Origin of the sequence: Anabaena sp. UHCC 0399 (assembly GCF_034931465.1) — a bacterium.
Lineage (GTDB): Bacteria > Cyanobacteriota > Cyanobacteriia > Cyanobacteriales > Nostocaceae > Trichormus > Trichormus minutissimus.
Map to the genome: position 1 here is coordinate 30,547 of NZ_JAYGGZ010000012.1, position 23,737 is coordinate 54,283.

A 23,737-nucleotide genomic window follows, 5' to 3' on the forward strand; every position below is an offset into this window, starting at 1 on the left:
GGCGGATTACAAGAAGTATATCCCAACCTGCCACAACCCAACCTCGAAGACTTAGGCGACCTCCGCACCATCGGTCAAATTGTTGACTACCTCCAGAAACTGATGGGAGGTGAAAAAAAAAAGTCTCAGTCTGAGCTTAACTGGCAACCAGTCCAAATAATCGACGGTGTTAAACGTCGTCCAGCCAAGCTCAAATACCTACCAGCACCGGATAGTTTAGAGTTCACATTACCAGAGGGACACATCTGTTTAATTACCGATGATGGCTCTGGGACTACCTCCCAAGTAGCGCAAACCTTAACAGAAAGCGGCTGGAAAGTAGTAGTTTTGAGCTTCCCCCAATCGATAGTTCCCCAGCGTTCGCCATTACCCGCAGGTGTACATCAAGTCACCCTTGCAGATATGAGTGAAGAACTACTCCAAGGAAAATTATCGGCGATCGCGACTAACTACGGCACGATTGGGGCTTTCATTCACCTCCACCCAGGATTTCAGGTAGATAACACCGGGACAATACCTTTTATCCCAGAAGAAAAGGCGATCGTCAAACACGTCTTCTTCATGGCGAAACACCTGAAAAAATCCTTGACAGAAGCCGGACGCTATGACCGTAGTTGTTTCTGCACGGTGACTCGCTTAGATGGAAGCTTTGGATTAGAGCATAATGTTAACTTTGGTGCGATCGGCGCTGGTTTATTCGGTTTAGTTAAGACCCTGAGATGGGAATGGCCGAATGTATTTACTAGAGGAATTGACCTCAGCCCCAGTTTAGATCCGCAAGCGTCAGCACAAAATATTATTGCCGAACTGCACGACTCTAATCTTTACATCGGTGAGGTTGCTTACGGTTCTCAAGGACGGGTTACTTTGATTAGTTCTTTTGAGTAAAGGGAGTGGGGATTGAGGGTGAAAGTTTAAACGCAGAGGAGCGCAGAGGTAAACGCGGAGGTACGCCAAGAGAATTTACTTAGTCCCTCATCCCCAGTACCCAATTCCCCATCATTTCAAAGCTAAGATTTTTAATAATATGACTACACTTACTCAGGTTCGTCCTTCATCGGTTTTTGTTGTTAGTGGTGGTGCTAAGGGTATTACGGCGCAATGTGTAACTAAGTTAGCGCAGCACCAGCCTTGTCAGTTTATTCTCCTTGGGCGATCGCAAGTTTTAGAAGGTGAGCCGGATTTTGCTCAGGATTGTTTTGAAGAGGCTGTATTAAAAAAACGCATTATGCAGCATCTGCTGGCTCAAGGGGAGAAGCCTACACCGATGAGTGTGCAGAAAGTATATAACAAAATTGTTTCTAGTCGGGAAATTAAAGCAACCTTAGCGGCGATTCAAGAAACAGGTTCGCAGGTTGAATATTTGAGCGTTGATGTGACTAATGTGACGGAGTTACAGCAAAAGTTAGCGGCTGTGGCTGAACGGGTGGGGAAAATTACAGGTATCATTCACGGTGCGGGGAATTTAGCTGATAAGTTAATTGAGAAGAAGACAGACCAAGATTTTGAGAAGGTTTACACCGCTAAGGTGCAAGGTTTAGAAAATCTGCTGTCTTGTGTGGATGCAAAACAACTAGAGCATTTAGTGTTGTTTTCCTCCGTGGCTGGATTTTATGGGAACATGGGGCAATCGGATTATGCGATCGCTAATGAAATTCTCAACAAGTCAGCCCATTTAATCAAACAATACAATCCCGATTGTCATGTTGTCGCTATCAACTGGGGCGGATGGGATAGCGGTATGGTGACACCAGAACTCAAAAAAGCCTTTGCAGAACGGGGAATTGAGATTATCCCTGTGGATGCGGGGACACAAATGCTAGTCAACGAACTTCACCCCAGCCATCGTGATTCTACACAAGTAGTCATTGGTAGTCCCATCACACCCCCACCCAGAACTCTAGACCCTCAACTCCGCAGCTATCGCATCCGTCGCCGTATAACAGTAGATGCAAATCCCTTTTTGCTCGATCATGTGATTGCTGGTATTCCTGTACTACCAGCCACCTGTGCCATGTCCTGGATGATTCATGCTTGCGAAGAATGTTATCCAGGTTATCGTTATTTAACTTGCAAAGAGTTCAAAGTTCTCAAGGGTATTACCTTCAATGACACCCTAGCTAAAGAATATATTTTAGAAATTCAAGAAGTCGCCAAAGATGGTTCTGAATCTATCGAATTTAAAACCACAATTCTGAGTAAAAACCCTCAAGGTAAAACCTTCTATCATTTCTGCGCCAACATTACAACTGTGCGGCAATTACCAGCAGCACCGATTTACGAAAACATGGATCTCACCGAAGACAACATCATTACCAAAACAGGTAAAGATTTTTATCAAAATGGAGATTCATCCCTATTTCATGGTGCAGCATTTCAACAAATTACCAGAGTTATCAACATTAGCCAAGATAAAATTACCACCGAATGTTTCTGGTCAGAAATATCACTAGAAGTCCAAGGGCAATTCCCCGTCAAATGGCATAATCCCTACACCACAGACTTAAGCACCCAACCCTTATGGATATGGTTAAGCCATCTTCACCAAGAAGTTTGCTTACCTGGAAAACTAACATATTCAGAACAATTTAGAGCCATTCCTTGCAACGAACCCTTCTACGTTTCTTGTGACATTATCCACAAAACAACAACAGGTGTAACCGCCAACTACATCCTCCATGATAGAGAAGGAAAAATATATTCCCGCATCCTAGGAGCAAAAGCAGTAATTGCACCAATGAACCTACATAAACCCAAGTAGACCGTACTAAGGCATACTTTCAATTGCCGTAAATCCAACTAGTAAAATCTCTTCTTCTTTCTCCGTGTCTCCGTGTCTCTGTGGTTTCAAAATTCTTTATCTCACCACAAAGGCACAGAGAACACAGAGGTAAGAGACTCAACAAAGCATTAAATCCTATCCAGTTCGGGGAATCAAGTAAATCTCAATAACCTTACCCAAACGAGGATATCAACAGTGGAAAAAATCGCCATTATCGGATTATCATGCCTCTTTCCCGATGCTAACAATCCCGATCAATTTTGGCAGAATCTTAACGAGCAGAAAGATTCCACATCATCAATTACTGTCGAAGAAATGGGTTTAGATCCCACAATATTTTACGACCCAGCAAAAGGAAAGCCGGAAAAATTTTATTTCCTCAAAGGTGGATTTATCCGCAATTTCAAATTTGATGCCGGTGAATACAATCTGCCATCAGAATATGTGGAAAGCTTAGATAACACCTTCAAATGGTCACTATATGCAGCCAAACAAGCAATTGTGCATAGTGGTTATTGGGGAAATCAAGAAGTCCTGGCTAAATGTGGAGTAATTTTAGGGACTCTTTCCTTCCCGACAAAGCTTTCTAATCAACTTATCGCCCCAATTTATCGCCAAACAATTGAGCCAGCAGTAGCAGAACTTTTACAAGACAAAGATTTCCATCTAGCGGCTATCCCTACAGCTACTAAAGCCGCTACAGAAAACGCCATGATTTCCGGTTTACCTGCTGCATTAGTTGCCAAAGCCTTCTCACTTTCCGGTACTCACTTCTGTATAGATGCAGCTTGTTCTTCCGCCTTCTATGCAATTAAGTTAGCATCTTATTACTTACAATCACACAAAGCTGATGTGATGTTATCTGGAGCGATCAGTTGCTCAGATCCTTTATTTTTAAGAATGCTATTTTCCGGCATCCAAGGCTATCCAGAAAACGGTGTTAGCTCACCTCTAGATAAAACATCAAGAGGATTAGTTACATCCGAAGGTATCGGGATGGTAATGCTGAAACGGTACAGTGATGCTGTTAGAGACGGTGATAAAATCCTAGCAACAATTTGCGGTAATGGTCTTTCTAACGATGGTAAAGGAAAGCATTTACTAAGTCCCAATACAAAAGGACAAGTCCTAGCCTTTGAAAGAGCCTATCAAGAAGCCGAACTTAACCCCAAAGCTATTGATTATATGGAGTGTCATGCTACCGGCACATTACTAGGAGACACCACCGAATTTAAATCAATAGAAACCTTCTTTGGAAAACACCAAGCAGCACCTTTAGTTGGTTCAGCCAAAGCGAATGTCGGTCACTTATTAGTAGCCGCCGGTATGGTGAGTTTAACCAAAGCAATTTACAGCCTAAATCATGATGTAATTCCCCCCACGATCAACATCAATGATCCTATTAGTTCAGAAAATAACATCATTTCTCCCCAAAACATCGTGCGGACTCCGACACCTTGGCCGCAAAACAACCCAACCAAACACATAGCATTAAGTGCCTTTGGTTTCGGTGGTACAAACTCCCATTTGATTTTAGAGAAATAACAAAGTTTGTAGTAAGCACTTCAATGCTTAGGAAATAAGGGCTTTAGCCCTTACTACGAACTTATTTATCCATAAATTCAACATTGATAGGCTAGTAAAGTGATGTTTGAACAAGAAAATAACAACACAGGCAAAATCGCTATTGTCGGCATGGATGCCTTCTTCGGTGAGTGCAATAGCCTAGATGCCTTTGAACGCAGTATCTACGACGGTAAACAGCATTTCATCCCCCTACCGCCGAAGAGATGGTACGGCATTGAAATACAACAAGAATTGCTACAAAGGTACGGATTAATAGAAGGTAAAGCCCCCGTAGGCGCATATATCAAAGAATTTGATATTGATACCCTCGCTTATAAGATTCCTCCCAACGAAGTCGAAAAACTCAACCCCCAACAACTACTATTATTAACCGTCGCCGATCGCGCCCTCAAAGATGCGAAGATTCCAGAAGGGGGTAGTGTAGCCGTCATTATCGCCACAGAAACAGAGTTATCTGTACACCAACTACAACAACGCTGGGATTCTTCTTGGCAAGTTAAAGACGGCCTGAATGCCGCAGAAATTACCCTACCACCAGACAAAATCGCCCAACTAGAAACCATCGTTAAAGATAGCGTTCACCATCAAGTAGAGATTGGTGAGTATTTAAGCTACATCGGTAACATTACAGCCAATCGGATTTCCTCGTTGTGGAATTTTACAGGGCCTTCCTTCACTCTCACATCTGTAGAAACTTCTGCATTCAAGGCCTTGGAAGTGGCGCAAATGCTGCTGATGACAGAAGAAGTAGATGCTGTAGTTGTTGGTGCGGTAGATTTAGCTGGTGGTGTTGAAAACGTATTATTACGTAGTCAATCAGAAAAGATAAATACTGGTGCTAATACTCTTAGCTATGACCAAAAAGCCAACGGCTGGACACCAGGAGAAGGTGCGGGTGTAGTTGTTCTCAAACGTCATGAGCAAGCACTAGAAAATAGCGATCGCATTTATGCTGTAATTGATGCTATTAGCATCGGTCAATCCCACTCAAATATAGATGAAGGTTGTCAAAAAGCCCTAAAAACCGCTCTTATCCAACCCGAACAAGTAAACTATGTAGAAGTTTGTGCCAGTGGGATTCCCCAGGAAGACGAAGCGGAAATTGCTGGTTTAACTAAAGCTTATCCATCGGTGGGAAATGGCTTGCACTGTGCAATTGGGAGTGTGAAAGCCAATATCGGACATACTTTTGTCGCTTCTGGGATTGCTAGTTTAATTAAAACGGCTCTGTGTCTCTATTACAGATACATCCCTGCTACTCCTAACTGGTCTGGGGTGAAGACTCCCGAAGCCTTTGAAGGTAGTCCTTTCTATGTGGCGACAGAATCTAGACCTTGGTTTCTCAGCAAGAACGCTCCTCGACGCATCGCCGCAATTAATGGGATGGGTTCTGATGGTAGTTATGCTCATGTGATTTTGTCGGAAGAAGTCAAAGAACAAGAGCGTCCTAATCGGTATTTACAGCAAACACCCTTTTATCTGTTCCCCGTGGCGGCTGATGACCGTGCTGGCTTAATGTCGGCTTTAGACAGCTTGCAAAAGAGTATTCAAGAGAGTGATTCTTTATCTGAGAGTGCTAGCCAAGCCTTTAATGTCTATCAGCAGCAATCCCAAGCACAGTACGCCATATCGATTACTGGACGGAATAAGAAAGAACTCCTCCGAGAAATTGAATCAGCGCGGAAAGGGATTAATGGGGCTTTTGATAGGGGGATAGATTGGCAAACACCTGTAGGTAGTTACTTTACAGCCAATCCCCTGGGTAAAAAGGGTGAGGTAGCTTATGTGTATCCGGCGGCGGTAAATTCCTATGTCGGGATTGGACGTAATCTTTTCCGACTGTTCCCCAAACTGCACGATAACCCCTTTGTGCAGAGCATTTACAAACGTGCGGCTGATGTGGAAAGACTTGTGTTTCCCCGTAGCTTGAGCAAATTTACCACCAGAGAATTAGAGAAGCTAGAGAAAAAATTGCTAGAAGACTCTCTAGCGATGTTTGAAGCGGAAATGTTCTTCACCAGACTGATCACCACAGTCATTCGGGATGATTTTCAAGTCCAACCCAAATATGTGTTTGGCTATAGCTTGGGTGAAACCAGCATGATGGTTGCTCAAGGGGTGTGGAGTAATTTCTATGAGGGTAGTAGTTCTTTCAACTCATCAGCCTTATTTGGCGATCGCTTATCTGGCCCAAAAAATGCGGTGCGTGAGTATTGGGGATTACCAAAATCTACCACGGCTTTAGGGGATAATCTGTGGGGTAATTATGTGCTGATGGCTAGTCCTGTGCAAGTGCGGGATGCGATCAGAAATGAAACCCGTGTTTATCTGACACAGATTAATACCCCAGAAGAAGTATTAATTGCAGGTGAACCAGCCGCTTGTCAAAGGGTGATTAAAACTATCGGCTGTAATGCTTTCCCTGCGCCCTTCGATCATGTGATTCATTGTCAAACCATGCGATCGGAGTTTGATGAATTGGTAAAATTAAATACTTTGCCAAGTCAGGAAATTCCCGGCGTTGTATTTTATTCGGCTGCCGAGTATCAGACTATCACGTTAGAGAGTGGAGTAATTGCGCGTAGTATTGCCACAGGCTTGTCTCAAGAACTTGATTTCCCCAAATTAGTTAACCGCATCTACGAAGACGGGACGAAAATATTTATCGAAGCTGGTGCGGGTAGTGTCTGTTCACGCTGGATAGATAAAATCCTCGAAGACCAAGAACACATCACCGTATCCCTGAATCGTCGCGGGATGGATGACCATAGTTCGATTGTCAAAGCGTTAGGGAAACTTCTGAGTCATCGGGTGAATTTAGATTTATCACCACTATATAGCCCAGTCACAGCCACCACCAAATCAAATAAAGCCATGCTGCGGACTATTACACTAGGTGGTGATTCAATTACTGAGAAAATCTTGACTGAAGAAAATCGTCAACTCTTCCAAGCTATAGCTGAAAAACGACAGCCAAAACAACCACTATTTAGTGATTCTCTAGGTATAAATTCGCTGAATTTTCTTCAGTCTATTACTAATAGTGAAAGTCCTGCTGTACCCATATCTAAACCCTCAGTTGAGCCAAAAGAAGATTCCATGAAAAATATCATGGAACACGATTTTAAAACTGAAGAACAAGTACAATCTTTTGAGTCAACTACTTCTGACTCTGCAACGCCTCAAAGAGTTTCTTATTCACCTGTCACCGACGACGAATTCACCACCATCATCAATATGTTGGAATTAAACAAGGTTCAGTATCAAAAGCTGAATGCAAACAACGCACGCATAACTAAAAATCACACGGATTTCTTAAAAGCCAGACAAGATTTTAGTAAGCAACTGAGTGAAATCATTCAATTACAAATGGTCTGTGCCGAAGATTTATTGAATGAAGAAGCTAAGTAATTAAAGTTCGTAGTAAGGACTTCAGTCCTTAAAGAAGAAGGACTAAAGTCCTTACTACAAACCAGACTGGAATTAATTGCATATCGTGCGAGGGAACGACTGTGACGACCGTGGATACAATTATAAATAAACATGATAATGGTCTGGGCTTTTCTAGCCATACTTACAATCACAATCTAGTCTGGAAAGGTTCTTTAGATTGTGTAGCTTTTGAACGAACAGATATCAAAACTAAATTACTGGCTTTAGATAAACCTTGCTACGTTGTCAAAGTCGCAGGCAAAGTTGGTGTAACTAATGATGGTTATTTAGCACCATCCGAACATGGCGTATTAGGACAATTAGAACTATTAACATCAATTGCGCCCATCCCCAGTCAACAGTTAGGCGACCCTAGTTTTCTCTCAGCTTATGGCGTAAAATATGCCTATATGACTGGTGCAATGGCTGGCGGTATTGCGTCAGCAGAAATGGTCATTGCATTAGGTAGAAATAACATTTTGAGTTCCTTTGGTGCAGGTGGTTTAACACCAGATGCCATAGAAGCAGCCATTAATAAAATTCAACAAGCTTTACCTCATAGTCCCTACGCATTCAATTTAATTCACAGTCCAAATGATATGGCAGTCGAACGCCGGGCTGTGGATTTATATTTGAAATATGCGGTGAAAGTTGTCGAAGCTTCGGCATTTTTAGACTTAACTCCCAACATCGTTTATTACCGAGTTGCAGGGCTAAGTTTAAATAATGCAAATCAAATTGAAATCAAAAATAAAGTCATTGCTAAAATTTCTCGCCGTGAAGTAGCGAGTAAATTTATGCAGCCAGCACCACCGAGAATCCTGCAAGAATTGCTGGAACAAGGTTTAATTACTGAGTTGCAAGCTAAACTTGCAGCGAAAGTTCCAATGGCTGATGATATTACTGTCGAAGCTGATTCTGGGGGACATACTGATAATCGTCCCTTGGTTTGTTTGCTTCCTTCTCTAATTGCTTTAAGGGATGAAATTCAAGCTCAATATCATTATCCCCAACCGATTAGAATCGGCGCAGCCGGCGGAATTGCTACCCCAGAATCAGCCTTAGCAGCTTTTATGATGGGTGCTGCTTATGTAGTTACTGGTTCAGTCAATCAAGGTTGTGTGGAATCTGGTGCTTGTGAGCATACCAAGAAACTATTAGCACAAGCGGAAATGGCTGATGTAACTATGGCCCCCGCAGGCGATATGTTTGAAATGGGGGTGAAGGTACAAGTTCTCAAACGGGCGACAATGTTCCCCATGCGAGCGCAAAAACTGTATGAATTGTACCGCACTTATAACTCAATTGAAGAAATTCCTCTAGCAGAAAGAGAGAAGTTAGAAAAACAGGTTTTCCGCAAAACAATTGCTGAGGCTTGGGAAGGGACTGCTGCTTATTTATCACAAAAAAATCCCGAAAAATTAGGCAAGGCAGTTAATAACCCTAAACTGAAAATGGCTGTAATTTTTAAATGGTATTTAGGGTTATCTTCTCGTTGGTCTATTACGGGTGAAAAAGGTAGAGAAGTAGATTATCAGATTTGGTGTGGCCCAGCAATGGGAAGTTTTAATGATTGGGTGCGGGGTTCTTATTTAGCTGAAGCACATAATCGTCATGTTGTTGATGTTGCTGATCACATTATGACGGGAGCAGCATTTTTATATCGCATTCAAAGTTTGAAATTGCAAGGAATGCAAATCCCTGATTTCTATATGCAATATCGTCCAGTTCGTTAAGAGATTAATGAGTGCTGAGTAATGTTAGCGGTAGCGCGGCGTTTAGCCGGTGCTGAGTAAAATATTTGGAGAGTTGAAAATGAGTGTAACACAATCTTATAGTGCAGCAGAGATTCAAGCTTGGATGGTGTCTCATCTGGCTGAGTTACTAGCAGTAGAAGCTGATGAAATTGACCCCAGTATTAATTTAGAAAGCTATGGTTTGGATTCTGCTCAAGCCATGACTATGGTAAGTCAACTTGAGAAATTATTAGGCTTTCAACCATCTCCTTTGTTGTTGTGGCATTATCCCACTATTGAATCATTATCACAGCGTTTAGCTGAAGAAGTGGAAGAAAAATCAGATGTACAAGACACAGGTATTGTACGTCCAAAAAATACTTCTAGCCTCTCTGATACCCCCACTTTGAACTTACAGGCTGAAGCTGTTCTTGACCCTACAATTCATCCTGGTGGTGCTATTCCTGTTGCTTTACCTGTAACTCAACCGAAGAAAGTATTTTTAACTGGTTCTAGCGGCTTTTTAGGTGCTTTTATTATTCGGGAATTGCTCAAGCAAACTCAGGCTGATATCTATTGTTTGGTGCGTGCTGCTAACCTGGACGAAGGTGACAGCAAGCTACAAAAGAATTTAGAACGCTATGGAATTTGTCAGGATGGGAGTAAGTCTAGAGTTATTCCTGTCCTTGGTGATTTATCTGAGCCGTTGTTAGGTTTAAGTTCCACTCAATTTCAAACTTTAGCGGCGGAAATTGACACTATTTATCATAGTGGTGCGTTGTTAAATTATGTTTTCCCTTACTCAGCATTAAAAGCTGCTAACGTTTTGGGAACTCAAGAAGTTTTGCGCTTGGCTTGTCAGGTGAAAGTGAAGCCTGTGCATTATGTTTCTAGTGTGGCGGTGTTTGAATCTCCTGTCTATGCTGGTCAGATAGTAAAAGAAGATGATGATTTCAGCCACTGGGAAGGTATTTATCTAGGTTACTCCCAAACTAAATGGGTTGCAGAAAAGTTGGTTAAGATTGCGAGCGATCGCGGTTTGCCTGTTACTATTCATAGACCCCCCTTAATCTCCGCCGACAGTGAGACAGGTATCGGTAACACCCACGACTTTATCAATTTGATGGTTAAGGGTTGTCTGCAAATGGGATATTTCCCGGAAGTGGAATATATGTTAGATATGTCCCCTGTAGATTATGTCAGCAAAGCGATTGTACATCTCTCGATGCAAAAGGATGCGATCGGTCAAGCTTTCCACTTACAACATCCCGAACCCGTAGGTTTGAATGTCTTAGTTGACTGGGTACGCTCTTTTGGTTATGACATTAACATCATTCCCTACGAAGAATGGCAAGCAAAGTTAATTGAAAGTGCCACTTCTACAGATAATCCTTTATACACTTTACGTCCTTTCCTCTTAGAGCGTTGGTCTGATGAGCAACTCACTATTCCTGATTTGTACCTGAAAGCTAGAAGACCTCACATTAGCTGTGAAGCAACTGTGAAGGCTTTGGCTGGTAGTGATGTTGCTTGTGCGCCAATTGATTCTAAGTTATTCATGACCTACATCGCGTATTTACTTCAGAGTGGTTTTTTGGCTCTGGCTTAGGAAAGTTTAAACGCAGAGTGGCGCGGAGGTAAACGCGGAGGTACGCGGAGAGGTTAAAAAAAATTAAATTTTATGCGTCCACGACCCAGTTTCGACAAGAGGCTGGGTTTTTCTTGTGATTGTCTAACACTACTCCCTGTCCCCTGTCACCTATAAATAGTTTGCTATTAACACTAGCTTCATAAAATAAATGCTATAAATGAAGTTGATATAAAGTTAAACCTCATTGAACAAATCCTTGACTGTATGCCTGTTCTGCAACAGAAGGCGATCAACACTGTTATAGGTCTATTCTCCTAAATTTTCTGCCACATGAGTGCAGTCTCCCAGCTTAAGTTCTCTAAGCAAGTATGAAGTGTAGCTGTCTTTATCGCATTTAGTTGTAGATGGGTGGGTAGTTGTTCTGATGGTTTGAACTGTATGTGTCTCTGTCTGAATTAGGCTGCACAGAGTTTACCAACTGTATCATGCGTGAATCCTGCCAATCAGAATACAGGTACTAGCAGGTTATAATGACAACTCTCACAGGTAAGACAGTGCTTTTGACCGATGCCTCTCGCGGTCTTGGTTTACACATTGCTCACGCTCTGGCTAAAGAGCAGGCAACAGTAGTGTGTGTTTCTCGTTTCCCTTCAGGATTAGAGCCAACTTGTCAAGCAATCAATGCCACAGGTGGTCGGGCTATCCCTATTCCCTTCGATATCACCAATGTAGCACAATTATCATCTCTAATTCAGCAGGTTCACGCAATTGTCGGCCATGTTGATATTTTAATCAACAATGCTGGCATAGAAATTAATAGTGCTTTTGCAGATTATTCGCTATCAGAAATTCAGTCTGTCTTCAAAACTAATCTATTGGCTGCTATGGAATTAACTCGTTTATTGCTCCCCAACATGATGGAACGAGGTAGCGGCCGCATTGTTAACATTGCTTCGCTGGCCGGTAAGAAAGGTGTTGCTTTTAATAGCATTTATTCCGCCAGTAAAGCAGGTTTGATTATGTGGGCTGATGCTGTCCGTCAAGAGTTAGCTGGCCGCGATGTGAATATTTCCGTCGTTTGCCCAGAATATATTTCTGAAACTGGTATGACTATTGATCCGTGTGTGTCTGCACCCAAGTTAGCGGGTATGAGTACGCCTAAAGGGGTGGCAAATGCAGTAATGCGTGCAATTAAAGGCAAGCAAACTCAAATCATTGTCAATCACAATCCGATTATGGAAGGTTTGACAAAACTGATGTTAGCTATGGGACAAATTGCTCCCACTGTGGTTGATACGCTTTATCGCTGGTTGGGTATAGTGAATTTCAACCAAAGACGAGCAGAAAATAGGCGTAATTTTAGGTATGCTGCTATTGGACGTTAATAATAATGACATTCGGCTGATTCGGGGAAATGGCTTAGATGGTTAATATTGCCAACACTTTAGCTCCCAGCCACAACCCGCCACAGCAAGAGCAGCAACATAATTATAATCAGGCACTAGCTCTAGGAGACTCCAAGCTGGCGATGTCTGTAACCTAGCTGGTTCTGTGGGAGTTAGTGCTACTTCAATCTGCTCTAATTGTGCTAGTCCATCACCAGTGGCTTTTAAATAAGCTTCTTTACAAGTCCAGTAACGGAAAAAAACTTTTTGTTTTTGATCGTCAGGTAGCGATCGCATTAAATCATATTCTTTTGCTAGAAAAAACCTTTGAGCTAACGCTTCAACATCGGACATCGGGCGAATACACTCTAAATCTACACCAATTTGACGAGTATAATTCACCGCACACAAAGCTAAATTTTGGGAGTGCGACAGGTTAAATAATAAACCACTATGCTGTAAGCCCTCTGCTAACACTGGTTTACCACGGGCTTCATAATCAAATTTGACTTGTTCTGGGTCAATTCCCAAATAGCTGCCTAATATCTGCCTGAGCATACCACGCCCGGCAATAAAACGCTGCCGATGTTCAGGAAAATAAAATCTGTTAGCGCGAGTCAGTTCATCGCTAGATAGGGTTAATGCTAAATGCTCTAACTCTGACTCTGTTCCATCAAGATGAAATCGCCAAACATGAACCTCATCTGGTAATAAATTTAAATCTTTGGGTGCAGGTAACCAGGTCATTGGGGACTGGGGATAAATCAAGTCAAAAGTCATAGACGCGAAAGCGGCTACTCTACGAGTTCTCCACAGGAGTACCCGAAGGGTAAGTCAAAAGTCAAAATTAATTAAATAACTCCTGGGGATTGGGGATAGAGGAAACGCCGTGACGTGTCCTGCGGGGAAGCTTAGTCGAGCTGCGTCAGCTAAACGGTGACACAGGAGAAGAGAATAACTAATAACTAATAACTAATGACCAATAGGCATTTTGGCACACTTATTTTGAAAAGTATAGGTATGCTATGGAAGTGGGATAAATTTCGTGTGAAAAGTAATAAAACGTGTAATCTCTCAGCTGACTACTGAGGGATTTTTATTAAACTATTATTGTAATTCTTCTCTACTCATAATTTTAAATTAATATTGCCTTCAAATATTTATATATTTTCAAGAGACACTCATCAAATAAAGTTCATTTCCACGCGGTCTAAAAATTCTATATCAGATTTTTACATTAACTGTTGTCTACGCCTTTTTTTGTAATTGACTAGGCACAAGATTAAAGTTAATAAAATCATAGCTTTCAAAGCAGAAGGTTCTACTACCTTCTTCACCTCTGGAGTCTGGGTAATGGGAATGTCACATTGTACTTCGCCCACTTGACCACTATTCCCAGAACCACCACCACCAATATTCAAATCAGGACATACATTATCAGGAAGTTGTGGTGTTGGTATCCCAGGAATTTCAGGAACAGACTGAGCAACAGCACGACTTGATGAACCATTTCGATCCCCAATTGATGCCAGTAATAACGCTAATAATGCAAGAGGTAATAACCAGGGAAGAATTCTACCAAAACCATCTGATGCAGTTGAAAAGTATTGAGAGCCATCAAGGACTGATATGTCATCGGTTATTACGTTGCCTAATGGTTCTATGACTGAATCATCAAATATATTACCTGTTAGCACGTCACCTGAATCAACTAAACCGCCTGGCATCTCATCAAGAACTACACGTCCGTAGTCACCATTATTGATGTCTACTTGAGAGTAGGGTTGTGAAAGTAGCCTCAAAATACTTGCTTTGAATTCTTCGTCTCTTCCCCCATTCATTGCACTGATGGCTCTGGCAATGTTGTTCTGATAAAATCTCATCACATCAGGCTCTAGATTCATCTGAATTATCTGTTGCTTGAGATCAGGAATTTTGGCTGCCTCTTCTACCATGACACGCCCGAAGGCATATTTCATGTCCGCAAACGCTCTATAAGGATCTTGTCCTCTTAATGGCGACCAATAGAACTTGCTGGTGACATCTCCTAGACCTGCTACACGATTACGACTCAGAGGCTCTCCCAAAGTGTATGTGACTGAATCAAGAAAGCGGTTAGACCCGTTCCTCCAAAGGGATGTATATGGTATGGGTTGTTCTATCAGATTGCGATTGTTACCGTAATAAGTCGCAAATCTATTGAAGTTATCTTCCCCACCAGCTGCTTTCATCAACATCTGTTGATAAGTCAGCCCACCGTTAGACTCGATAATTTTCTCTAGTACCGTCCCAGTTTTACCACAGCGCAAACCCTCGCCTACAACACATGCAGGCATAACTCGCATTTGACGCAAACCAGCACCGTTATTTTGCAGCTGATACTGCAAATACTGTTTTTCTAGTCCTTGTGGAATCTTTACCGGCGCACCCACATTTAGTCCTTGCTGCTGTGCATTAGCTGTCTGGCTAAGAATCAGTGCGGTGACTAAAGACGAACAGACAAGTGTGATATTTTTGATAGTCGATTTCAACAAGACCCTTCTCCGGTAGATGACACAGAATATTTGAATGCTTGGTAGGAGCAATTAATGTTAATGAGGCTGGGAAATCTCAGTGTGAGATATAGATAATCAGTTTTGAGGGGAAGAAGAACTGATATTTTTAGGTAATTGGATATTAATAGTAATTGCTGTTCCTTTGAGTCCTCCTGTTGTTAGTGGGTGGTACATAATTAATGCGCGGTTTGGCTGATCAAAGAGAAAACCACGACGAGAGGGTTTGATTTTTTCATCCTTGACTAGAGTGATAAAAGCTTCTAAATATCTGCGTATACTTGGTTTATTTTCCTGCGTGACATTAGTGTGACGCTCAATCAAAGTCATAAAGAAGTCTAAACTGCGGCTATCTTGCCCTAAAATCAGACTGCTATTATCTAAAAAAGAACTACCAATTAACTTGCCGCCCTGCTCTTTAACTTTAAACAATGTGTAGTAGCGTCCCTCTTTGTTAGGATCATTTACATAGCACACCCAAGACCCATCTTCACTACGTGAAAAACCTTGTTCTGCAAGGTAAGAAAACAGCGAACTGGTTTTTTGATTGGGTAGAGCTGGTAACAAATCCTCGACAGGATCTAAAGAGCAAATCTTTTGGGTGGTTGTTGCTTGAGGAGTATTAGGTACTTCTTCCGCATTGACGTGTAACTGCTTGCCATTAAACATAGATATACAAGCAATAGCAGTGAAGGCAATTAATCTATTTAGATGAATAATTTGACTCATTTTTGTGTCCTCGTTGATGCTGTTATTCAAGTTTGTAACTGGATATCAAAATTTTATAGCTTAACGTGAATGCTAAGTTATTTTTTGGCTTTTTTTTATTACGTTGTTCATAGTGAAAAGCATGAATAATCTATCTCCCAAAACAAAGCAAAATTGCCCTATATTTAGCATTTTTGTCTGATTTATTTACTGCCTTAAGATAATGCTAAATATTTTCAAGTCAGCATAATCTATCAGCCAATGTTGCATGACTTCATACATGAATTTCCAGGGGTAAATGATAATTAACTCGTTTTTCTACTTGTAAATGTCACAACTATTTTTTAATAGCTATAACTTTCTTTAATGGGTTCTCCAAAAAAATTGTGTGATTAGTGTTTACTTAAGGATTAGAGTGATACTTGTCTCATACCAATAACTTTAAGTTGGTTATACTTAATAGTTTTTTATATTTGCTTGCTATTTATAACAGTGTTCCTTACCTCTCCACCACTACGTAATATTATTTAAAAATTTCTTTAGTTTACGAATGTTTACTAAGGAAATTTTTCATTGATGATACTTTGAGTTATTCACACCACTAATATTTCTTGGTTGCTGCCTAAAATACTTAGCACTCTTGTGATTTTCTGACAAATTCAAGAGTTATTGCAGCCAAGTACCTGTGTAATCACGGTCACTTGCTGACCAATTCAATATGTTTTTTAGTTAGTGTGCAGTAATTTTACCATTACCTATTTGGGCGAGATGGGTAGCATAGACAACTTTAAAAATCGCACACTAGAAATTTTTCTTCTCTTTAAAATTACAAGCTGAAACAATATGAAGTATTGACAAATATTAAAATATATTATTAAGTATATACCTATAAAGTCATATAGTTATGTAAATCCCTGTTAAAGCTTAATGTCACTATTGTCCGTACACCCAACTTACGTGACAGCAATAAAAATATTTTTCACTGAATAGAAAAAACGTTATCCACAAAAAAGTAGAGACGTAGCATTGCTGCGTCTCTACTTTTTTTGGAGATGTCTACTCTATATGGAATAGTACAAGGGGAAGGATTTAGCATCCTTGGGTTTGACATATACTTTCTGCTGTGCTTCTAACTGTAATTCGTTAAAGCGATCGCGCGTCAAGTGAGCATTTACAACTTGACCATCATCTAAGGTCAACTCTACCTGAATTTCCCAACCCAAGTGAATTAAGCGACTGACTGTCGCAGGTGCAGTAGTACCATTGGCTTGCTTTTCAATGACTACATCTTGGGGGCGTAAAAATACATCAGGGTGTGACGAATCAAACCCACTGCTTTGGAAAATCTTCGATGTGCTGGGTAACACGTTCACGGGTCCGATAAAACTCATGACAAAAGCACTGGCAGGATTATCGTAAATTTCTGCCGGTGTCCCCACTTGTTCTACACGTCCTTGGTTCATCACCACAACTTCATCAGAAACTTCCATCGCTTCTTCTTGGTCGTGGGTGACAAAGACAGTTGTTACATGAACTTCATCATGGAGGCGACGTAACCAGGCACGCAAATCTTTGCGAACTTTGGCATCCAATGCCCCAAAGGGTTCATCTAATAGTAATACACTGGGTTCTACGGCTAATGCTCTGGCTAAAGCCACGCGCTGTCTTTGACCACCAGACAGTTGTGACGGATAGCGATCGCCTAATCCACTTAATTGCACCAATTCTAGCAATTGTTCTACTCGACCTTTCACTTTTTTAGCGGGGGTCTTGCGAATTTCTAAACCAAAAGCAATATTTTGCCGGACTGTCAGATGCTTAAATAGAGCATAGTGCTGAAACACAAACCCAATATTCCGATCCTGCACACTCTGATTTGTGGCATCCTGACCTGTAAGCAAAATTTTGCCGCTATCTGGCATTTCTAAACCAGCTATTAAACGGAGCAGCGTAGACTTACCAGACCCCGATGGACCTAATAAAGCTACTAATGAGCCACTGTCGATTTCTAAGCTGACTTGATCGACAGCTTGAAAACTTCCGAACTGCTTGGATACATTCTCAACTACTATGCCCACAAGTGCTGTACCTCTGCCACTCTAACTACGGCTTATTGCTAGGCTTACCGTAATTTAATATATACCATATCTTGTTGCACTTAGATTAAAAATATTTAGTCATTAGTCATTAGTTCTTCTCCCTAGTCCCAAGTCCCGCACTGAGTTACCGTGTCGAAATATTAAGGAATGTTGCATTTCTGTCAAAACCTGGAGGTAGAGCGAGAAATCAGCCAAAAGACCGTGGTACGATGCTTTCGGTAAATGTGAAGATTGGGAGAAAACCTTTGACACTACGGGTTGCTGTTGTTGGATCAGGCCCAGCTGGTTCCTCTGCTGCTGAAACACTAGCAAAGGCTGGGATTGAGACCTATCTATTCGAGCGTAAGCTAGATAACGCCAAGCCCTGCGGAGGTGCTATACCTCTGTGTATGGTAAGTGAGTTTGATTTACCACCAGAGATTATTGATCGCCAGGTGCGGAAGATGAAAATGATTTCACCTTCCAATCGTGAGGTTGATATCAATTTAATAAAACAAGATGAATATATAGGAATGTGCCGCCGCGAAGTGCTAGATGGCTTCTTGCGGGATCGGGCGGCAAAACTGGGGGCAAATTTAATTAATGCCACTGTTCATAAAGTAGATATACCATCAAATAACACCGATCCATATACTATTCACTATGTTGATCATAGTGAAGGTGGTGTACAAGGGATTACCCGAACCCTGAAGGTCGATTTAATTATCGGAGCAGATGGGGCAAATTCCCGTATTGCCAAAGAAATGGATGCAGGGGATTATAACTATGCGATCGCGTTTCAAGAGCGGATTCGCTTACCCCAAGATAAAATGGCATACTACAATGACCTGGCCGAAATGTATGTCGGTAATGACGTTTCTACAGACTTCTACGCTTGGGTTTTCCCCAAATATGACCACGTAGCCGTCGGTACTGGCACAATGCACGTCAACAAAGCCAGTATCAAACAGTTACAAGCTGGTATCCGCGCCCGTGCCAGCGAAAAACTAGCAGGCGGTAAAATCATCAAAGTAGAAGCCCACCCCATTCCCGAACATCCCCGTCCCCGGCGTGTAGTTGGTCGTATTGCTTTAGTCGGAGATGCTGCTGGCTACGTTACCAAGTCTTCCGGTGAAGGTATTTACTTTGCAGCTAAATCTGGACGGATGTGTGCAGAAACCATTGTGGAAATTTCCCAAAATGGTAGTCGTATTCCTACAGAGAACGAAATCAAGCTTTATATCCAACGTTGGGATAAAAAATACGGTCTGACTTACAAAGTGTTAGACATTCTACAAACAGTCTTCTATCGTTCCGATGCTACCCGCGAAGCATTTGTAGAAATGTGTGGTGACTTGGATGTACAAAAACTCACCTTTGATAGCTATCTGTATAAAACAGTCGTTCCCGCTAACCCATTTACCCAGTTAAAAATCACCGCCAAGACAATTGGTAGCTTAATTCGCGGTAACGCTTTAGCACCCTAATCAGGAGTAATGAGTGCTATTTAAATAGTGCTGAGTGCTGAGTTGTGAGTGTTGAGTGCTGATTAATATAGCGTTTATTGGTTGAGCTAAGTAGAAGAACCCTATCCCCGCAGGCGAGGAGGGAAATATTATCTACCTCATGTCATTAGGAAACGTTATACGTTATGAGTAACGAGTGAGTTTACCCTGACTCACAACTCGCATCTCACAACTCGCATCTCACAACTCAGCACTCAGCACTCAGCACTCAGCACTCACAACTCAGCACTATTTAAATAGCACTCCCTAGATTCTGCCAACAGGGAGTGCTATTTATTTTAGGAAAGTTTAGCGATGATTTGTAGCGATGTATGTGTCATGTCAATTTGCGGGCAAAGCTTACCTGTAGGGTAAATTAGCGAAGCGAAATCTAGACACGCGCAGCGCGACTGCTTGAAGAGTAGAATTTCCTGTGATACCCTACATTGCAAACTGTATCTTCCTCAGTGTGTCCCATCATTAAGGGACTTGAGCAAGATTTCACTCAACTACTGATGTGGTAGCACCCTCATTTGATGGTGGAATACTAGGCAATTCCAGGCAGTATCCCGCACCATACACGGTTTTGATATAGCGAGGGTGGCGGGGATCTGGTTCTAACTTTGTCCGCAAATGCCGGATATGCACGCGAATAGTTTCGATATCATCATCAGGATCGTAGCCCCAAACTTCTCTGAGGATTTCACTAGGGGACACAGTTTGACCATGACGTTGCAGCAAACAGTGCAGCAGTTCAAATTCCAAATGAGTGAGTTTCACGGTTTGATGAAACCAGATAGCCTCAAATCGCTCTGGAACTAGAGTCAGAGACCCATAGTTCAAAATTTCGCTGTGCTTTGCTGCTTGGGGAATGCGGTCAGTACGCCGCAATAATGCTCGCACTCGTGCCAGCATCTCTTCCACCTCAAAGGGCTTGGTCAGATAGTCATCAGCACCGGCATTAAAGCCTTCTACCTTATCTTGAGTTTGACTGAGGGCAGTCAGCATCAAGACGGGTATTTCGGCTGTGCGTTCGTCCCGGCGCAGACGCTGGCAAACTGTAAAACCATCTACCCTTGGTAACATGAGATCAAGCATGATCAAGTCTGGTTGTAGCTGGAGAGCTAGGGCTTGACCTTTAATTCCATCTTCGGCTTGACTCACATCGTAGCCAGCCATTTCCAAGTTGACGGCAACGAGTTCTGAAATTGCTGGGTCATCGTCTATGACAAGAATCCTCGGCATTCTTAAAAAATTATTACTACTGATTAAGGATAAATAAGAACCTTTGGTAGATACAAAGATTTCTGTCTTGATTATAAAAAAGATTTTAAATCTAACATAAACCTTAAAACTGACAAAATTGAGAAATCACGAATAAATTACCTGAAATTTTCGCTATGATATGTGACGCTCCCTACAAACTGGCTTGGTTTCTCCAAAATGGTGCGATGGCGTAACACTCAGCTGTAGGCGATCGCTACAGTCTACACGGCTATATGGGGCAGACGTTATTGGCAAAACACAATTCGTCATCCAGAGCCACCATACCAAAAAACGGTGTTGATGGGTGGGCAAGATGTACCGATTCATCGCTAGATTGCCAATTTAATTGGCGCGGTCAAGGTCAAGATGCTGATCTTTGGTGGCTTGGCATCAGTTTTTACAGTGGCTAGAACCACAGGTATAGCTAATACCATTTTGGATTTTAGATTTTGGATTGGGAATTGCTTTGTGTGTCTCAATTCTGGGAATCCATCTGTCGCATTCTTTTTTCAAATTGGTATAAGTTTTAAAAATATTATTTTAGTATAATTCGCTACAATTAATACATTATTATCGTAGCATCCTGTAGACAATTCCACGGTTATGGACTAATGAATTTTTGACTGATATGCTTTTAAATTATAGTCTTTTAGGAAATGAAACAGCCCTGCGCAAGCAGGGTGAAGTTCTTCGTTTGTCCTGAGCCATCAAGCACACACGAATTACGTAAAGCCTGCGGCATAGCTTTGCTTAGAGCGAAGCGGGGGGAGCATCGTTACGAATTACTCCTCGTGGCGATCGCTTTTTGATATGCTGGCCTTTCTATCATGCGCTGGATATATTGCTCAACGGCTGGGTAAGCACTCAAATCCAGCTTCAGCATTATGGGAATGTAAGCCAAGAGAGACCCCACCGCGACATCAGCAACGCTGAATTCCTCTCCTAGTAAAAAAGGTTGTCGGGCAAAAATTTCATTCAGGGGAGTCAACAACCGGGGCGTTTCCCGTTCCTGGTTGGCTTCAATAAAAATACCATTTCCCAAAGTAGCATTTGCAAATATTACCCATTGATTAATGATCGCCTGCTCCTGTGGCGAAACTGGGTGTTTGCCATACTTATCGGCCAGATAAAGTAAAATTGCTCCGGATTCCCATAGCACAAAGTCTCCATCTACTATGGCTGGTACTTTGCCGATGGGGTTAATTTTCAAGAATTCAGGCTGGAGATGTTCTCCCGCCTGCATATCTAGCATGACAAACTCGTAGGGAACTTCTAGTTCCTCTAAATACCATTGCACGATCGTAGCCCGACTACGCGCACCACCATACAGTTTCAACATAACTACCTGAGACTAAAGAACTTTGTGAGTGTGAGAATGCTGTTTCACATTATCTTCTTTTGTTACTAATCTAGCGGCGTTTAGTATGCGCTTGCGATCTACGGAATATTGAAAATCAGCGTAGGTTGAACCTACGGGGATCAAAGCTTGTGCGCTTTCACGCCGCTTGTAAGTGCGAGCTGCTGCAAATACCCGTGACACAAATTCATCTGCAAATTGAGCCGAATCAGGAAACCCTGTGGGGAAGGTTGGCTGTTCATCGTTTACAACTGCGCCCACATTGGTTGCACAAGCTAATTTATAGGATGTAGGAATACCTTTGAAAATTGCTTCTAAAGCTGCTGAAGGGATGGGTTCTAGGACTTCGACTTCATGAACTTCTCCATCTTCTTTGATGAAGCAGGTTGCTAGACCAATCACAACATAATCATCAGCCGCTAAATCAGGTGCATTTTGGTAAGTCATTGTTGTCATGAGAAATAGGACTGGGGACTGGGGACTGGGAATTTTAGATTTTAGATTTTGGATTGAATAATCTAAAATCCAAAATTGCAAATCCAAAATTGAAAGACTGGGGATTGGGGATTGGGAGAAAAATTCTACCTTGTCTACCTTGTCTCCCCTCCTCTGTCTTTGGCATTTTACCAATTTGTCTCTCTAACTCCTGGAATGTTCGTAGAGATTAATATTTGATGTTTCGTTTCAGGAATTTAACCTGGGGAAGAAGTATCTGTAACTAGGTTGGAGCATTAATTGTCTGTATGAAGTGTATTTTTTACTGGTTGCAGTTCCTGAAATGTGATTTCGTCATTGTAAATAAGTAATTATAGACACCTGCACAAGTGATACACAATCACTGATACCGCAACAGTAAAAATTCTAACTTTATTTCAAGGAGCATTTAGGCAAAAACATGAATATTCAATCATTTCTAGCTGCTGGAGAACAGCAAAACAACTGTTATAATTCTGTTGTTAATAATACATTTCCTGACAAAGAAAATGGGGCTAATGGTGACAGTTACTTACGTTCTTGCGCTTTGAGTGCAGCTCAACAGGGGAATTATACTGAAGCGATCGCTCTTTTAACCGAATTAATTAAACGCCATCCACACAATGCTGTGGATTACAACAACCGGGGGTTAATTTACTTCCAAAGTGGAGAACTGCACAAAGCACTCCGCGACTACAACAAAGCACTGCAATTAAATCCTCATTTGGCTAGTGCTTACAATAATCGCGCCAATTATTATGCTGCTTGTGGGGAATTAATGGCTGCACTGGCTGACTATGATTGCGCCATTGATTTTCATCCAGGCCATGTAAGAGCCTGGATTAACCGTGGGATTACTTTACGCGATTTGGGACAATACGACCAGGCAATTGAGAATTTTGATAATGCGTTGCTATTTGGTCAGCTAGAAGGCCATATTTGGGCTGAAAGGGCTAGAACTTATCATATTTGGGGTGATTGGAATTGTGCGATCGCTGACTACCGTCGCGCCCTGACTCAATTACCTGTCCTGGCGAATAAAAAAGATGTTCCTGGCTATCGTTTGCGATTACAAATAGAAAATTGGCTTAGTGAATTATTGCCCGCACATCCTATGAAATAAGTAAAAATCTTATAGATAAAGGTTTTTACTTTTGCCCTTTGAGACTATGTAAAATTAAAAATCTCAAATTAAATATCATTATTTATGTATATTTACTTTTTTTGATTCAATCACCAAAAACTGCAAATCCTCCTGTACTTTTCTATAAATTAACTTTTCAT

The 23,737-nt window shown here is 41.7% G+C and carries 15 protein-coding genes and 1 pseudogene; 9 read left to right on the forward strand and 7 right to left on the reverse strand.

The window, feature by feature from the left end; translation table 11 throughout:
- The 7 genes and pseudogenes from VB693_RS08945 to VB693_RS08975 form a co-directional block, all read left to right on the forward strand.
- A pseudogene (locus tag VB693_RS08945) lies at window positions 1-888 on the forward strand (polyketide synthase); the annotation flags it as partial.
- Window positions 889-1,027: 139 nt separating this feature from the next.
- The gene (locus VB693_RS08950; protein WP_323265957.1) at window positions 1,028-2,761 is read left to right on the forward strand and encodes an SDR family NAD(P)-dependent oxidoreductase; all 1,734 of its coding nucleotides are present in this window, start codon (window positions 1,028-1,030) and stop codon (window positions 2,759-2,761) included.
- A 216-nt stretch (window positions 2,762-2,977) separates the two neighbouring features.
- Window positions 2,978-4,327, forward strand: a complete 1,350-nt coding sequence (locus VB693_RS08955) for a polyketide synthase (protein ID WP_323265958.1) — start codon at window positions 2,978-2,980, stop codon at window positions 4,325-4,327.
- Between the two features lie 102 nt (window positions 4,328-4,429).
- Window positions 4,430-7,780 (forward strand): type I polyketide synthase, encoded by a 3,351-nt coding sequence (locus VB693_RS08960; protein ID WP_323265959.1) that lies wholly within the window; start codon window positions 4,430-4,432, stop codon window positions 7,778-7,780.
- A 101-nt stretch (window positions 7,781-7,881) separates the two neighbouring features.
- The gene (locus VB693_RS08965) at window positions 7,882-9,537 is read left to right on the forward strand and encodes a PfaD family polyunsaturated fatty acid/polyketide biosynthesis protein (RefSeq protein ID WP_323265960.1); all 1,656 of its coding nucleotides are present in this window, start codon (window positions 7,882-7,884) and stop codon (window positions 9,535-9,537) included.
- Window positions 9,538-9,616: 79 nt separating this feature from the next.
- Window positions 9,617-11,146, forward strand: a complete 1,530-nt coding sequence (locus VB693_RS08970; RefSeq protein ID WP_323265961.1) for a thioester reductase domain-containing protein — start codon at window positions 9,617-9,619, stop codon at window positions 11,144-11,146.
- A 512-nt stretch (window positions 11,147-11,658) separates the two neighbouring features.
- Window positions 11,659-12,513 (forward strand): SDR family NAD(P)-dependent oxidoreductase, encoded by an 855-nt coding sequence (locus tag VB693_RS08975; protein ID WP_323265962.1) that lies wholly within the window; start codon window positions 11,659-11,661, stop codon window positions 12,511-12,513.
- A gap of 42 nt (window positions 12,514-12,555) precedes the next feature.
- Here VB693_RS08975 and hetI read toward each other — a convergent pair whose 3' ends face one another.
- From hetI to VB693_RS08995, 4 genes are all read right to left on the reverse strand, one after another.
- The gene (gene hetI, locus VB693_RS08980) at window positions 12,556-13,293 is read right to left on the reverse strand and encodes a 4'-phosphopantetheinyl transferase HetI (protein ID WP_323265963.1); all 738 of its coding nucleotides are present in this window, start codon (window positions 13,291-13,293) and stop codon (window positions 12,556-12,558) included.
- A gap of 452 nt (window positions 13,294-13,745) precedes the next feature.
- Window positions 13,746-15,044, reverse strand: coding sequence for a hypothetical protein (locus VB693_RS08985; RefSeq protein WP_323265964.1), 1,299 nt, complete (start codon window positions 15,042-15,044; stop codon window positions 13,746-13,748).
- A 99-nt stretch (window positions 15,045-15,143) separates the two neighbouring features.
- Window positions 15,144-15,794 (reverse strand): hypothetical protein, encoded by a 651-nt coding sequence (locus tag VB693_RS08990; protein WP_323265965.1) that lies wholly within the window; start codon window positions 15,792-15,794, stop codon window positions 15,144-15,146.
- A 1,040-nt stretch (window positions 15,795-16,834) separates the two neighbouring features.
- On the reverse strand, window positions 16,835-17,851 hold the full coding sequence (locus VB693_RS08995; protein WP_323265966.1) for a sulfate/molybdate ABC transporter ATP-binding protein: 1,017 nt from the start codon (window positions 17,849-17,851) through the stop codon (window positions 16,835-16,837).
- Window positions 17,852-18,117: 266 nt separating this feature from the next.
- Between VB693_RS08995 and chlP the strand changes: the two genes are divergently transcribed.
- Window positions 18,118-19,338, forward strand: a complete 1,221-nt coding sequence (gene chlP / locus VB693_RS09000; RefSeq protein WP_323266028.1) for a geranylgeranyl reductase — start codon at window positions 18,118-18,120, stop codon at window positions 19,336-19,338.
- A gap of 519 nt (window positions 19,339-19,857) precedes the next feature.
- Here the strand turns inward: chlP and VB693_RS09005 are convergent.
- The 3 genes from VB693_RS09005 to VB693_RS09015 form a co-directional block, all read right to left on the reverse strand.
- Window positions 19,858-20,601: a response regulator transcription factor gene (locus VB693_RS09005; protein WP_190697154.1), complete on the reverse strand. Its 744-nt coding sequence runs from the start codon at window positions 20,599-20,601 to the stop codon at window positions 19,858-19,860.
- A 796-nt stretch (window positions 20,602-21,397) separates the two neighbouring features.
- Window positions 21,398-21,961 (reverse strand): glutathione S-transferase family protein, encoded by a 564-nt coding sequence (locus VB693_RS09010; RefSeq protein WP_323265967.1) that lies wholly within the window; start codon window positions 21,959-21,961, stop codon window positions 21,398-21,400.
- A gap of 12 nt (window positions 21,962-21,973) precedes the next feature.
- Window positions 21,974-22,435, reverse strand: a complete 462-nt coding sequence (locus VB693_RS09015) for a hypothetical protein (RefSeq protein WP_414577120.1) — start codon at window positions 22,433-22,435, stop codon at window positions 21,974-21,976.
- Window positions 22,436-22,874: 439 nt separating this feature from the next.
- Here VB693_RS09015 and VB693_RS09020 point away from each other — a divergent pair, with 439 nt between their 5' ends.
- Complete coding sequence (locus tag VB693_RS09020) at window positions 22,875-23,576, forward strand: tetratricopeptide repeat protein (RefSeq protein ID WP_323265969.1); 702 nt, start codon at window positions 22,875-22,877, stop codon at window positions 23,574-23,576.
- The last annotated feature ends 161 nt before the right edge of the window (window positions 23,577-23,737 follow it).